General features: G+C 62.6%; 13 protein-coding genes. 5 read left to right on the plus strand and 8 right to left on the minus strand.

Annotated elements, in window-relative coordinates; translation table 11 throughout:
• The first annotated feature begins 78 nt into the window (after positions 1-78).
• The 3 genes from FX982_RS21675 (at position 79) to FX982_RS21685 (ending at position 3,297) form a co-directional block, all read left to right on the plus strand.
• Positions 79-981 (plus strand): LysR family transcriptional regulator, encoded by a 903-nt coding sequence (locus tag FX982_RS21675; protein ID WP_172612531.1) that lies wholly within the window; start codon positions 79-81, stop codon positions 979-981.
• A 132-nt stretch (positions 982-1,113) separates the two neighbouring features.
• Entirely contained in the window at positions 1,114-2,130 is a 1,017-nt protein-coding gene (locus FX982_RS21680; RefSeq protein WP_172612532.1) for a zinc-dependent alcohol dehydrogenase family protein, read from the plus strand.
• Positions 2,131-2,358: 228 nt separating this feature from the next.
• Complete coding sequence (locus tag FX982_RS21685; protein WP_216843200.1) at positions 2,359-3,297, plus strand: hypothetical protein; 939 nt, start codon at positions 2,359-2,361, stop codon at positions 3,295-3,297.
• Here FX982_RS21685 and FX982_RS21690 read toward each other — a convergent pair.
• From FX982_RS21690 to FX982_RS21700, 3 genes are all read right to left on the minus strand, one after another.
• Positions 3,284-3,601: a class I SAM-dependent methyltransferase gene (locus FX982_RS21690; protein WP_122538480.1), complete on the minus strand. Its 318-nt coding sequence runs from the start codon at positions 3,599-3,601 to the stop codon at positions 3,284-3,286. The two genes, FX982_RS21685 and FX982_RS21690, sit on opposite strands and share 14 nt — an antisense overlap.
• 283 nt (positions 3,602-3,884) lie before the next feature.
• Positions 3,885-4,322, minus strand: coding sequence for a DoxX family protein (locus tag FX982_RS21695; RefSeq protein WP_172612533.1), 438 nt, complete (start codon positions 4,320-4,322; stop codon positions 3,885-3,887).
• A gap of 104 nt (positions 4,323-4,426) precedes the next feature.
• On the minus strand, positions 4,427-5,830 hold the full coding sequence (locus FX982_RS21700) for a transglycosylase SLT domain-containing protein (protein WP_172612534.1): 1,404 nt from the start codon (positions 5,828-5,830) through the stop codon (positions 4,427-4,429).
• Between the two features lie 197 nt (positions 5,831-6,027).
• On the opposite strand from FX982_RS21700, the gene FX982_RS21705 reads away from it, so the two are divergent.
• On the plus strand, positions 6,028-6,852 hold the full coding sequence (locus FX982_RS21705; RefSeq protein WP_172612535.1) for a TatD family hydrolase: 825 nt from the start codon (positions 6,028-6,030) through the stop codon (positions 6,850-6,852).
• Between the two features lie 201 nt (positions 6,853-7,053).
• Positions 7,054-7,275: a hypothetical protein gene (locus FX982_RS21710; RefSeq protein ID WP_172612536.1), complete on the plus strand. Its 222-nt coding sequence runs from the start codon at positions 7,054-7,056 to the stop codon at positions 7,273-7,275.
• 65 nt (positions 7,276-7,340) lie between these two features.
• On the opposite strand, the gene FX982_RS21715 is transcribed toward FX982_RS21710, so the two are convergent.
• The 5 genes from FX982_RS21715 to FX982_RS21735 all read right to left on the minus strand — a co-directional run bounded on the left by FX982_RS21715 (position 7,341) and on the right by FX982_RS21735 (position 12,971).
• A complete protein-coding gene (locus tag FX982_RS21715; protein WP_172612537.1) occupies positions 7,341-8,135 on the minus strand; it encodes an acyl-CoA thioesterase in 795 nt (264 codons plus the stop codon).
• A 135-nt stretch (positions 8,136-8,270) separates the two neighbouring features.
• A complete protein-coding gene (locus FX982_RS21720; protein ID WP_172613139.1) occupies positions 8,271-9,041 on the minus strand; it encodes a CHAD domain-containing protein in 771 nt (256 codons plus the stop codon).
• Between the two features lie 45 nt (positions 9,042-9,086).
• Positions 9,087-11,087 (minus strand): transglutaminase TgpA family protein, encoded by a 2,001-nt coding sequence (locus FX982_RS21725; RefSeq protein ID WP_172612538.1) that lies wholly within the window; start codon positions 11,085-11,087, stop codon positions 9,087-9,089.
• Positions 11,088-11,100: 13 nt separating this feature from the next.
• On the minus strand, positions 11,101-12,084 hold the full coding sequence (locus tag FX982_RS21730; RefSeq protein ID WP_172612539.1) for a DUF58 domain-containing protein: 984 nt from the start codon (positions 12,082-12,084) through the stop codon (positions 11,101-11,103).
• Positions 12,054-12,971, minus strand: coding sequence for an AAA family ATPase (locus FX982_RS21735; protein WP_172612540.1), 918 nt, complete (start codon positions 12,969-12,971; stop codon positions 12,054-12,056). Before FX982_RS21735 ends, FX982_RS21730 begins: the two co-directional genes overlap by 31 nt.
• Positions 12,972-13,142 lie beyond the last annotated feature (171 nt).

Below are 13,142 nucleotides of genomic sequence, written 5' to 3' on the forward strand. Positions count from 1 at the left end.
CAGTGAGGCCAGTATCGTTAGCCCGTTCTGATGTATAAAGACCACCATCCTTCAGTGACTTTAAAGCAGGGCTTGATAATGGACGTGTTTCTGGCGATGACGGTCTTCGTCAAAGTGGTGGAAGGCGGCAGCATGACCGCGGCTGCGCGCCAGTGCGAAATGTCGACGACCATGGTCGGCAATCACTTGAAAGCCTTGGAGCAACGCTTGGGGGTAAGCCTGTTGCAGCGCACCACCCGCCGGCAAAACCTCACTGAATTTGGCGTCGAATACTACCGGCGTTGCGTCGAAGTGCTGGGGCTGGTCAACGACTCCGAACGCATGGCCGAGCAGGCACAGACCGAACCCAGCGGCACCTTGCGCGTCACCGCGCCGCCGGCCTTCGGCGCCGAACGCCTGTCCCCGATGCTCAGCGATTTCGTTCAGCGCTACCCGCAGATCAAGGTCGAGGTGGTGCTCAGCAATCAGACGATGGACCTGATCGAGCACGGCTTCGACGCCGCCATCCGCCTTGGCACCCCGGAATCATCGGCGTTGATCGCCCGACCCCTGCAGGACTACACCTTGACCATCTGCGCCGCGCCCGCGTACCTGAAACGCCGAGGCACGCCGCAGAGCGCCGATGACCTGAGGGATCACGACTGCCTGGCGTTCGCCTACCCGGCCGGTGACGACTGGCGTGCCGCCGACAAGTTATGGCGACTGACCGGCCCCGACGGCGTGATGGAAGTGCCGGTATCAGGCTCGATGATCGTCAACAGCACGCCGGCGCTGCGCCAGGCCGTGCTCGCCGGGATGGGCGTGTCGATGCTGCCCGACGTATTGATCAGCGAGGACATCGCCAGCGGAAGACTCGTGCCGTTGCTGCAGGATTACCAGCCGCCCAGCCGCACGCTGTGGCTGATGTACCCCCAGGACCGCTATCGCCTGCCCAAGGTGCGCCAGTTTGTCGAACAGGCGTTGCGGGCCTGGGGCAAATAAGCGCTCACGTCAGCCAAGTCGTCAACGCGAATTGATAGCAGGCATGTCGGGTATCGACCGACAGAAATAGTGCCCAGTGGGCCGCGTCGATACAGTCGTTGCAACACTCAACGACAGGCATCGAGGTCGACAATGTCACGCGCCATCAAATTTCATCGCTTCGGCAAAGCCGATGTGCTCAGTTGCGAGGAGCAGCCTGACCGGTCCCCCGGCCCACAGGAAGTGCTGGTTCGTGCCGAAGCCATCGGCATCAGCTGGGACGACGTGTTGTGGCGGCAGAACCTGTCACTGGCGCCGGTGCAGTTGCCGGCGGGGCTGGGCAGCGAAATGGCCGGCGTCGTCGAAGCCGTGGGCGCCGGCGTGAGCGACTTGCAAGTGGGCGACAAAGTGGCGAGCTTCAAAGCCATGAGCGCCAACCAGTATCCGGTGTGTGGCGATCATGTAATGGTGCCGCGCAATGCGCTGACCCGCTACCCGGACGCACTGACGCCGGTGGAAGCCAGCGTTCACTACACGCCGATGCTGCTGGCCTGGTTTGCCTTCGTCGACCTGGCCAATGTGCAACCCGGCCAGACCGTGCTCATCACCGACGCGGCATACAGCCCCGGGATTGCCTTTGTGCAGTTGGGTAAAGCGTTGGGCCTGCGGGTCATCGCCGCGACGGCCCATGGGGAAGACCGGGAATACCTGATGGCGAACGGCGCCGATCGAGTGATCGTCACCGACGAAGACGACATCTGCCTGCGCATCGAATCCCTGACCCACGGCCACGGCATCGAAGCGGTGTTCGACGGCCTGGGCGGGATGCAGATGTCGATGCTCGGCGACGTGCTGGCCCCGCGCGGCAGTCTGGTGCTGTACGGCCTGCGGGGCGGCAACAAAACGCCTTTCCCGGCGCAGCAGGCATTCCGCAAGAACATGCGTTTTCACGTGCATTGCCTGGAAAACTTCACCGGTAAACCGGAGCTGGGCATCGAGCAGAATGGCCCAGCGCTGGAGCGTGCACTGGACGCGATCAACGCGCTGACCGCCAAGGGCCTGCTCAAGCCGGACATTCACCGCACCTGGCCGTTCGAGCAGTTCGGCAAGGCGCACAACCACCTCGACGAACACCCGGTGCGCGGGCGGGTGGTGCTCAAAGTCAAATGAGCGACGTGCAGAGCAACCCTGCGCCGGGCAACGCTGCCCGACGCGCGACTGCAGGAAGACTTGACACCTGCGCTCGAGCCGCCCTCTCACATTAAGCAACAGTCGGGCAGCGACTGTTCAGTTGACGCCCGCGAGGCGGCAGCCAGACTTTAGAAAAGAAATTGCGAGCGAATGACCGCTCACCCCGCTCCGCCCTCGGAGCTTCATGACACGTCAAGGAATGACTGTATGCCCCCTATCGCACCCGCTTCACCCCGTCCGCCCCATCTCGACTGGATGGCTCACATCCCCGAACTCTCCCAGTTGCGCATCGACCAACTCATCCTCCCCGGCGCCCACAATGCCGGCAGCGACAAGCTATCACCCAACTTCGCGGTCCCCCAGGAGATGGCCCAGGACGTCGCGCCCCTGGAGCAACTTCGCCAGGGAGTGCGCGCGCTGGATTTGCGCGTGGCGTTTTATTCGAAGTATGAAAAGGGTGACCCGCGGCGTTTCCAGCTGTTTCATCTGACCTCGTCAGGACGCACGGTCGCCGGAGACATTCTGGCGTGCGTCCATGCATTCTTTGAAGAACTGGAGCAGAACGGCTCGCCCGCTCGGGAAATAGTCATTCTCGACTTCCACCGATTCAAGAATTTCAGCGAAATCGTCCACCGGGAGTTTCAGAACCTGCTGACAAACACCCTCGGCCCGAGGGCGGTCCCTCAGCGCCTGAGCAGGCTGACGCTGGAAAACATCTGGCGTGATCATGCGGGCAAGAACGTCGTAATCGCCTATAACCACAGCTCGGGCGACGAGTTGCTGTGGCACGGCGTCAAGCAGCGCTGGCCGGGAGAGAACCTGTTCAACACCAACACTTTGAAAGCTTTCGTGAACGAAGTGGCGGTGGAAAACAAACCCGAATTCAGCCTGACTGCCATTCAATGCGCCAAGTATTCACTGCCGCTGCACGCGCCCAGTGACTTGAGCCTGAAGATCGATCAGTGGTTCGCATCGACGGATGAAAACAGCTTTATTCAGAACTTTTACATCATCAACACCGACTGGACCCTGCGCAGCACGCTGGTCACCCAGTGCCGTCACGCCAATGGTGTGCGCGCCCGATTCAACCTGCGCAACCCCGATCAGCCGCTGCAACCCAAGCGGCGAGCCGTCAGCAGCGCGTGATCAAACCCTGTCGGGCGACGCGGATCAGGTGGTGAATCACCGCCTCCGCGCGCTCGGCAGCGGGCGCCTGAATCACCGCCAGGTCGAACTGGTCGTTGCTGAAGCGCTCAAGGGCGTCGTCGGTTTCGATAAACTGAATGAGAAAGGCGTGTGGGCCGCCCTGGCGACGCGGCCAGCCGTCGAGATAACGCAGCAGTGTCGGCTGATGGGCACCGCCCAGAAGAATTTGTGGATTACGACGATTGAACTGGCTGGCGATGGGGGCCAGACGTACGAGGGGACGCGGGTGGGAATGACTGCTCATAGTGTCGTTTTCTCTGCCTCATTGATCCGCTGGGCAGCGGTGAGAGGCAACACCGAACCAGCGCTTTAGCGGAATTTCGATGACGAATGACCGTCACCCGGCGCCCCGCAAGTAGCTGTTTAAATCGGCGCATGAACGGCATCCTAGAGAAGCGGTGTAGCCATTGTCAATCGGCGGCTCCTGTCGTTCGCCTGTTGAATCGAACGCAAAAAAACCCGGCATCTTGAGAGGCCGGGTTTCTTGTGTGCTACGAATCTGGATGCAACGCATGTGACGGGGAGGATCAGCCGCGGGCGATCAACCGGTCCAGGGACAGGCGACCCGCACCCTCGAACAGCACCGCCACCGCGCCGGCAATCAGCGCCAGGCCGAACTCATAACCGTTGTTGGCCATGAACAAACCGTTGTGGATGTGCACCGAGAGAATCGCCACCACGAGCATCACGATTACCACCAACGCAGCAGGCCGTGCCAGCAAGCCAAGGAACAGCGCCAGGCCGCCGAAGAATTCTGCGCTGCCGGACATCAACGCCATCAGGTAGCCAGGGTTCAGGCCCAGGCTCGCCATGTACTGGCCAGTGCCTTCCAGGCCATAGCCGCCGAACATACCAAACAGTTTCTGGCTGCCATGGGCCATAAGGATGATGCCGATGAGAATCCGCAAGCCGGTGATGCCGAAGCCAGCATGGGTGTTGAAGATCGATTTAAGTTGAGCATTCATGGCGGTTAGTTCCGTTTGAGTAGGGAGAATGCCGCCATGATAATCGTTTCTACAAATATGAAAATCGCAAAATACCCGCCATACGTATCGAATGCACTGATATGTCAGCGTGTCGCAGGACGCTCCAATGAACTGCGCGCCTGATCAAATGCGAGGTAGTACTTGTTGACGCTGTTGACGTAACTCACGACGTTCTTGCCGCCCTGCTCCATGGCGACGCGCTCGACCTGGAAAAACCACTGATTCGGGTTGAGCCCCTGTCGCTTCGCTTCCATGCGCATGGCCTGCACCCGCTCGGGGCCCAGGTTGTAGGCGGCCAGGGTAAAGGCCATGCGCTCGCGTTCATTGATTTTCGGGCTGGCGAAAAACTTGCGCCGTAGCAGCGCCATGTACTTGCTCGCCGCCTGCACGTTGCCGTCGAGGTCGTGAATGTTGTCGACGCCGACGCGCTGGGCAGCCGACGGCGTGATCTGCAGCAGACCGGTGGCGCCGCTGCCACCCTTGGCAACCGGGTTGAGCGCGGACTCCTTGAAGGCCACGGCAGCGAGGTCGAGCCAGTCCATCTTTTGTTTGTCGGCATGCAGTTGCAGCGTAGGGCGCAGTTTTTCCAGGCGTTGACGGTCTTCGCGGGCCAACGGATTGTGGATCTGATAGCGATCCTTGTAGGCGGTCTGGAAGGCCGCGTCCTGATTGCGCGGCGGTTCGTAGGTTTGCAGGAAACGGTCAACAGCGCCGCGCAGCATGATCGCGTCCTTGCGCACGAACCAGTTCATCTCCCCCGGGTCGCTCAGGGCGGCGGTGCGGTCGATGCGCAGTTTCGGCATCACTTTGGCCCAGCGCTCGGCAATGGGTTGCTCGACCACGGTCAAGTGGTAAACCCCGGCCTGAACCATTTCCAGCACGTCCTCCACGGCCAGGCTCGGATCAACCCATTCGATCTTCACCGGCGGCAGCTTGCGCAGGGCCAGTTTCTGATTCAGCTGCAGGATGGCTTGGTCAGCGGCGCTGCCACTGGACAGCATCAGCGTGCGGCCGGAGAGCTGTTCGGGATGCCTGAGGCCCCGCTCACCCTTGACACCGACCACCACCAGCGGCACTTGGGCGACCACCGGTTCAGAGGCGTCGACATAGCGCGCAGCACTGGCATCGAGCATTTCGCCTGGCGCGACCATGTCACCTTCGCCCCGCTGCAGCGCGGCCAGCAGTTGGTCCTTGGCTTTGGGAATGAGTTTGAGGGAGATCTTCTGACCGTCGCGGGCGTGGCTGTTGAGGTAGGTTTCGAACGCCTGCAAGCGACGGCACTCGACGCCAATAGGCTCACCCTGAACTTCAGCGGAGCTGTTGCGGCTTTGATTAACCAGCACCCGCAGGACTTTGCCGCTGCGAATCGCCGGCAGGTCGCGCACCTGATTCTTTTTAATCACCACGGGCGGGCCGGCAGGGCGCGGCGACGCATGGCTGGGCACGGCCATGACACACATCAGGGAAAACAGGGACGCGCGGATCATTGACGCTCCGATGAAAGGCCGAAAAAAACGGGCTTGAAGTCTGTGCCCCGCAGCTGACCGGCTGGCCGTAAGGATCGCGGCATGCGTCAACAAAAGCGGGGTCACAGGATTGGGTATTCCAAGCAGTTGAGCCTGCTTGTTTTTTATCGCTTCAATCGCTCTGGTATTCTTCTCGGCCTCTGGCCTGAGGTAGCACCATGCAACTAATAGACATTGGCGTCAACTTGACCAACCCCAGCTTCGCCGGCCGCGAACGCGCGGTGGTGGAACGCGCGTACGCCGCCGGCGTCGGCCAGTTGATCCTCACCGGCACCGACGTCGAAGGCAGCGAACAGGCCCTGGCCTTATCCCGCAGGCTCGACGAAAGCGCAGAGCGGTTGTTCAGCACCGCCGGCATTCATCCCCATTCGGCAAGTGCCTGGACCAGCGAAACCGAACGCCAGCTCAGGGCGCTGTTGCGTGAAAAAACCGTTTGCGCCGTGGGTGAATGCGGGCTGGATTTCAATCGAGACTTCTCCCCTCGCCCGCAGCAGGAAAAAGTCCTGGAAGCGCACCTGGCGCTGGCCGTCGAGCTGCAGCTGCCAGTGTTTCTGCATGAGCGCGACGCCGACGAGCGCCTGCTCGCGATTGTGCGGGATTTTCGTGATCAGCTCCCGGCGGCGGTGATTCACTGCTTCACCGGGGAGAAACGTGCGCTGTTCAACTACCTGGACCTTGATCTGCACATCGGCATCACCGGGTGGATCTGCGACGAACGCCGGGGCACGCACCTGCACCCGCTGGTCCGCGAGATTCCCCGCGGCCGGCTGATGCTGGAGAGCGACGCGCCCTACCTGCTGCCCCGCACCTTGCGACCCAAACCGAAAAACGGCCGCAACGAGCCGGCCTACCTGCCCGAGGTCTTGCGCGAAGTGGCGCTGCACCGAGGTGAAAGCTACGACGACGTTGCGGGCCACACCACCGATTGCGCTCGGGGGTTCTTTTCGTTGCCGGTGGTTGCGGCCCTCGTTCAAGCATCCTGAACGTGCGACCTGGCAAGAACGCCCTGACATGGTGGGAGCGAGCTTGCTCGCGAATGCGTCGACTCGTCCGTTCAAACGTCAGCGGCTGAAATGCTGCCTATCGAGCTGATAGCAATCCTCGATTCGCCGAAGTGAACCTCCAGGCCTATTCTCACCTCTATCGAAAACACTTCTTGTTTACGTTTCACCGAGGTAAGCGTCATGCCCAAGTTCATCACGGATCTTCACATCGGCGAATTCTTTCACTCAACCCGCAAAGAAGGCCGGCCATCCAGTGCGGTGCTGTCGTCACTGGCGTTCCCGCTGTCCATCGTCTCCGGCCTGTTGCTGCTGGACGGCGCGTTCAACGGCAGCCTGACCTCCGCCGCCATTGGCGTGCTAGGGCTGGTCGCTGCCCAAGCCCTAAAAGCCCGAGGTCAATAAGGCCTCAGGTTTTTAGCGCTCTCTGTATGCGTCGCGTGGACCTGCGTGAGCTCACTTGCTTCCGATCAGCCAAAGACCGTTACCGTCTGACGACTGATCGCCACCAACTCCCCTTTCGGCGTCCACAGCGCCGCGGCGGTATGACCGTAACCATCGCGGGCATGCTCGATCACCGCTCGGTACTGCGTCCAGTCATGGGTCGTCATCGCGGGCAACGGCTGCACGAACTCGATCGTCCAGGTTAAAGAACTCCCCGGCGCCGGCTTGCTTAGATGCGGCAGCACGGCCGGTGGCCAGGTGTCGACCAGCGCCAGCAGATGCGCTTCGGTCAACGGCTCCTCTTCCACGTCACGCAAGCGCGCGTAACCGCCGATCGCCCCCGATGGCGTGTTGGAAAACGGCAGGCCGCCGAGCGCCCAACGCAGGTCAATGAAGCGCAGGTATTCCGGCATCACGCCCGAGACAAACGGAAACGGCTGGATGTCGTTCACCGGCTTGAACACGGGTGCAGGCTCGGCCTGCACTGAAATAACCGACTCACGGGGCGCGCCGAAGCTGCCCTGAATCAGGGTCATGACCTCGCCGTGCTGCATCGCCCGGCCCAGGACCTGACTGACAGCCTTGCCTTTGCGCAGGATCTCCACTTTAAAGGAAATCGGCGTGTCGATGGCCGGCGGTGCCACAAAACAGATCGCCAACGAGCGAACCGGCCGCTCCGTTGGCACCCTCGCGCGCATCGTTTCATACATCAACGCCGCCATCAGCCCGCCGAAGCAGGCGCGGCCCTGGGCCCACGAGGCAGGGATGCTGACGGATTCGGGATGGGTGCGGACAGCGTCGAGCAGCTCGGAAAATTTCATGCGCATTCCAGGGTGGCGGCGGGATGTGCGAATGGTAGCGAGTGAGCCGCCGCAGGACAGGGTTTATAACCGCCAATCCTGCGGACCAGACTGTTTAAAACCGCCGGGCTCGACAACCCTGCGGGCCAGCCGGCCTCAGCGCGGAGAATGTTTACCAAAGCAGGCCTTGTACAAGCGCTCCAGTACTGTGTCGGACTTTTGTTCGGCACGATGAATGCCCAATTCCCAACTTGCTACGCAAGGCGCGAGATCCGCCTGATGCCGGGCCTGTTCCAGCCATTGCAGATGATCATGCCAATCGCCCAGGGCGCCCTGGGCCGCTTTGAGACGGCGTTGCATGTCTTTCGGCTGATGGCTCAGTTCCGGGTAGGCCTCGCCGGCGTAACGCACGCGCTTGATCAGCAGGCGCAGACGATGACGGTCGTGGGCAGGGTCGCCCATGGCTTCGCGCAGTTGCTTCCACTGTTTGTCCAGACGTTTTTCAATGCGCCGCTCCAGCGTGTCGAGCAAGCCATGGCGCTCCTGGGTGCGCAGCAGCGCCGGCAATTGATCGAGCACGCCAAACAGCCGATTCAGTTCTGCAGAACCGGCCACTTCCGGGCACGCAGTGTTCAGGTACTGATCGCGTTTGGCCGCCGCCTCGGGCAGACCCTGCTCATCAAGGAATGCGGCCAGCACCTGCATGTCACGCAAAGGCGTGGTCAGCGCACCGACCTCCTTCGCCGCCGCTTCCACCTGATCCAGCCCCGGCAGACCCCGCAGCGGGCGCAAAACGCTGCGCAGGCGGCGGACGTTGGTGCGCAGGTCGTGCAGCGCTTCGCTGTCGGTGGAGACTTCCAGCCGCGCGTGGCAGGCAAGCAGTTTGATGTTGAGACCGATAATCTCGGCGACCAGGTGATCGACCATCGCTGACATGAAGCACTCCTTGGTTGAAGATGAATGTCTGATGATTTACGGCCGCTTGCCCTTCACAGCGGACAAACGCCACGGCAGGCTGCGGCGCAGGGATTTCAGGCGCTGGCGCAGAGCGCCGACGGAGCCGTCTGCCCCGGCATAGCGCTGGGCCTCGAACTCGTGGGCGAAATCCCTGATCGCCCCGGCGTGCACCGGAAGCTGCTCGGCAGCTCGTTGCGCGAACGCCTGAGCGCCTTCACCCGGCTGACGTTTAAGACCCTGCCTGGCCAGCAGACGTTCGAAATGGTTGAACAGGCGCAGCTGCGAATCACTTTCGCGCCGCCACGGCTTGAACAGCCACAGCGCCAGCAGGCCGAGAATAATCGCTGCGCCGCCAGCAAACACCGGCGCCTGAAACCCTGAAAACCAGCGGCCGAGCACTTGCAGTTGCTGCTGCCCCTGATAGCCCAGCACCCAGCGTTGCCAGCCGTAATTGAGGGTGTCCCAGCTCATGCGGATCGAATTGACCCAGGCCAGGTGCCGATAGCGCAGCGGGGACATTGGCGAATCGCCAAGAAAGTCCTCGTCAGCGGCGAGCGCCTGTTCAAGCCCTTGCTCGACCCGCGCGGGTGCCACCGCGGCGGTCGGGTCGACACTGCGCCAACCCACGTTCGGTTGCCAGTATTCGACCCAGGCGTGGGCATCGAACTGGCGCACGGTCAGGTAATTGCCATCCGGGTTCAGCTCGCCGCCCTGATAACCGGCGACCACCCGCGCCGGCACGCCCGCCGCCCGGAGTGCGAAGGTCATGGCGCCGGCGTAGTGGGCACAGAAACCGGCACGGCTGCCGAACAGAAAATCATCGATGCTATTGGCCCCCAGCGCGGGAGGTTTGAGGGTGTAACGAAACGGCTGCGAGGTGAAATATGACAGCAGCGCGTCCACCACGGCGTCGGTGCCGGCATGGCGCCGATGCTGGTCCGCTGCCCATTCGCGCACCTGGGGATTGCCCTTGGCCGGCAGCTGCAGGGCCTGCAACCGGGCGCCGTCGCTGAGCACGGTTTCCCGCACGGCGTCAGGCCAGGACTCGACGCTATAGAGCATCGATTGTTCGAGCGGTCGCCGACGTTGCCAGCGGAAATCGCTCATCTGCCGTACGCCAGCCAGATCGATCTGGCCCACGTCGAGGGTCATCAGCCACGGCTTGCCGGTCGGCTCCAGCACCACGCTGTAGCTGACCTGCTCGCCTTCCCGACGCCACAACGGCGCGTCAGGCACTTGCGCCCGCGAGGATTGCGACCAGCGTCTGCCGTCGAACTGCTCCAGGGTCAGCGCGCGCCAGTACAGCTGATTGCGCGGCGGCAGCGGGCCCTCAAAACTCGCGCGAAACACCAGCTCCGCAGATTTGCTCAGCTCGGCGATGTCCCCCGGCGCCATGCTGTCGGACAGCCCGGTCAGCGCCTTGTTGCTCGGTTGTGGCAACGACCACAGCGGCTCAAGACGCGGAAAGAACAGAAAGAGAAGAAGCATCAGCGGCACGGCCTGCAACAGCAGTTTGGCCGACAGTCGCAACGTGGCCCCCGGCTTGCCGGAGATGCCGGACTGTTGCAGGCCGATCAGCGCGGCCAGCAGGGTGGTGATTGGCAGCAAGGTGAACAGGCCCCACAGCAGCGAGTCTTCGAACAGATAGCCGACCGCGATGCAGAAGAAGCCGAGAAAGATCAGCACCAGGGCATCGCGGCGATTCTGCATTTCCAGCATCTTCAGAATGAACGCGGCGATCAGCAGCGCCGCCCCTGCATCCAGACCAATCAAACTGCCCCGCGCCAGATAAATGCCCCCGGCGGTACCCACCAGCAGTCCCGATTTGATCCAGGTGCCGGGCATCCTCACGCGCATGCGGAAGATCTGAATCCGCCAGAACGAACAGACCAGCCACAGCACGATCAACGCCACCGGCACATGCAAAGCGAACGGCACGATCACCAGCGCCTGGGCGATCAGCAGCCAGTTGAGGCTGACCCGAGGGATCGGTCTGGCGAGGCTTGAAGAGGTCATCGCGCGTCGCCTTTCATGCCCGCACCCCGTACAGCGCCAGCTGGCGCAAACAGTCTTCGCGGTGGGCGTCGCCACTGTCCACCGCCGAAAGGAAACCGGGCAGCTTCAGGGCGAACGGCTGCTGACGCTGGGACAATTCCAGCACCCAGTAACACAAGCGCGACAGCCGCTCTTCGATATCCCCGCCCAGGGCCATGAAGTCCAGACACAGATCATGGCCGCTAAGGTCGCTGAACTCTTTGAACATCAACCCCTGCCCTCGCGACCAGGCTTTCCAATGCATGCGCCGCATCGAATCACCCGGCTGCCACAGGCGCAGGCCCTGATAATCATCGACGCCCGGCCCCGTCGTCGCGTGGCCGTCGTCCTCGGCATGGGGCTGCACCCCTTGCAGCAGCGGCATCTTCCCGGCCAGCGGTTGCGGGTAGATCAGCACGGTCTGTTCCAGGTCCAGCCAGCTCCAGGCTCGAAAGATCCCCAGCGGAAACACGCTTTCCACGCGCAAGCGCGGCGCCCGCATCCAGCCGCGTTTGAGCGCCGGCAAGGTCAGGCTGACGTCGACCAGCCGCTCGGCCTCGACGTCGGTCTGCTCCAGTTGTTCGCTGTCCCAGCCCAAGGCAATCGCCTGATGGCCATGGCCGCTGCTTTCCAGACGCAGGCGCAGTTGCACCGGTTCGCCGACGAACACCGAACGCGCATGACCGCCGCTCAGAATCAGCCCGCTGACATTGCGGTAGGTGTGCAGAATGGCGAGCACACCCACCGACAGCATCAGGAACGTCAGGCCGTAGGCGAGGCTGTTCTGGTAGTTGATCGAGACCAACAGCAATAGAAACAGAATGAGCGCGTAGGTACCGCCGACCCGGGTCGGCAGGATGAAGATTCGGCGGTGATCCAGCTCGACTCGCGACGCCGGGGGAATGCGGCGTCCCACCCAGCGCTGCCAGACCGGTTCGAAGCGTTCGATCACAGCACCGGCACCTCCCGCATTAGCCACTGGACCAGCGCGCCGCCGCCATGCCCGGTCGGGTCGGTGCGTTCGCGCAGGCGGTGGCCGATGACGGCGGGCAGAATCGCCTGCACGTCTTCGGGAATCACGTAATCCCGTCCGGCGAGCAACGCCCAGGCCCGCGCCGCCGACAGGATCGCCAGGCTCGCGCGGGGGGACAGGCCATAGGCAAATTGCGGCTGGCTGCGCGTGGCATCGACCAGCCGCAGCACGTAATCAACCAGAGCGTCGCTGGCCCGTACCTGACGCGCCTGTTGCTGAAGGGACGCGAGTTCGGCGTGGTCCAGCAACGGCTCGAGGCGCGGCAGCAGGTCGCGGCGGGATTCACCCAGCAGCAGAGCTTTTTCCGCCGAACGCGCGGGATAGCCAAGGGACAGGCGCATGAGGAAGCGGTCCAGTTGAGATTCTGGCAAAGCGAAGGTGCCGCCCTGGCTGAACGGGTTCTGGGTGGCGATGACGAAAAACGGGTCGGGCAGCAAACGGGTCGCGCCCTCGATGGTGACCTGGCCCTCTTCCATGGCTTCCAGCAGTGCGCTTTGGCTCTTGGGGGTGGCGCGGTTGATTTCGTCGGCCAGCACCAGCTCGGCGAAGATCGGCCCGGGGTGAAAAGTGAATTGCCCGGTGTCGCGATCAAACACCGACGTGCCGAGGATGTCGCCCGGCAGCAGATCGGAGGTGAATTGAATGCGCTGAAAGCTCAGGCCCAAGACCCGCGCGAGGGTATGGCTGAGGGTGGTTTTGCCCATGCCGGGCAAGTCTTCGATCAACAGATGCCCGCCGCCCAGCAGACAGGTCAGCGCCAGCCTGACCTGTGGCTCCTTGCCCAGCACCACTTCATTGATTGCGTTGAGACACGCATCCAGTTTTCTGCCCATCGGAAGGCCTCCCCAGGCGACTGCTCATGGCTAATAGGACTGCAGACGATGCCAGACGTGCAGCCACTGTAAGGTCAGCGTAGGCGTTTTCGCTAGAGCGGGTTCGGTGAATTGAGGGACGTGCGGGGTGAAGGGAGGGACGCGCGGTGTCAGGCACCGCGCGGGGTAAAG

The organism is Pseudomonas graminis (genome assembly GCF_013201545.1).
Taxonomy (GTDB): domain Bacteria; phylum Pseudomonadota; class Gammaproteobacteria; order Pseudomonadales; family Pseudomonadaceae; genus Aquipseudomonas.

Bases quoted from the DNA above. Each gene is read 5' to 3' on its own strand.
- FX982_RS21675 (WP_172612531.1), top strand. From the start codon at position 79: ATGGACGTGTTTCTGGCGATGACGGTCTTCGTCAAAGTGGTGGAAGGC.
- FX982_RS21680 (WP_172612532.1), top strand. From the start codon at position 1,114: ATGTCACGCGCCATCAAATTTCATCGCTTCGGCAAAGCCGATGTGCTC.
- FX982_RS21685 (WP_216843200.1), top strand. From the start codon at position 2,359: ATGCCCCCTATCGCACCCGCTTCACCCCGTCCGCCCCATCTCGACTGG.
- FX982_RS21690 (WP_122538480.1), bottom strand. From the start codon at position 3,601: ATGAGCAGTCATTCCCACCCGCGTCCCCTCGTACGTCTGGCCCCCATC.
- FX982_RS21695 (WP_172612533.1), bottom strand. From the start codon at position 4,322: ATGAATGCTCAACTTAAATCGATCTTCAACACCCATGCTGGCTTCGGC.
- FX982_RS21700 (WP_172612534.1), bottom strand. From the start codon at position 5,830: ATGATCCGCGCGTCCCTGTTTTCCCTGATGTGTGTCATGGCCGTGCCC.
- FX982_RS21705 (WP_172612535.1), top strand. From the start codon at position 6,028: ATGCAACTAATAGACATTGGCGTCAACTTGACCAACCCCAGCTTCGCC.
- FX982_RS21710 (WP_172612536.1), top strand. From the start codon at position 7,054: ATGCCCAAGTTCATCACGGATCTTCACATCGGCGAATTCTTTCACTCA.
- FX982_RS21715 (WP_172612537.1), bottom strand. From the start codon at position 8,135: ATGAAATTTTCCGAGCTGCTCGACGCTGTCCGCACCCATCCCGAATCC.
- FX982_RS21720 (WP_172613139.1), bottom strand. From the start codon at position 9,041: ATGGTCGATCACCTGGTCGCCGAGATTATCGGTCTCAACATCAAACTG.
- FX982_RS21725 (WP_172612538.1), bottom strand. From the start codon at position 11,087: ATGACCTCTTCAAGCCTCGCCAGACCGATCCCTCGGGTCAGCCTCAAC.
- FX982_RS21735 (WP_172612540.1), bottom strand. From the start codon at position 12,971: ATGGGCAGAAAACTGGATGCGTGTCTCAACGCAATCAATGAAGTGGTG.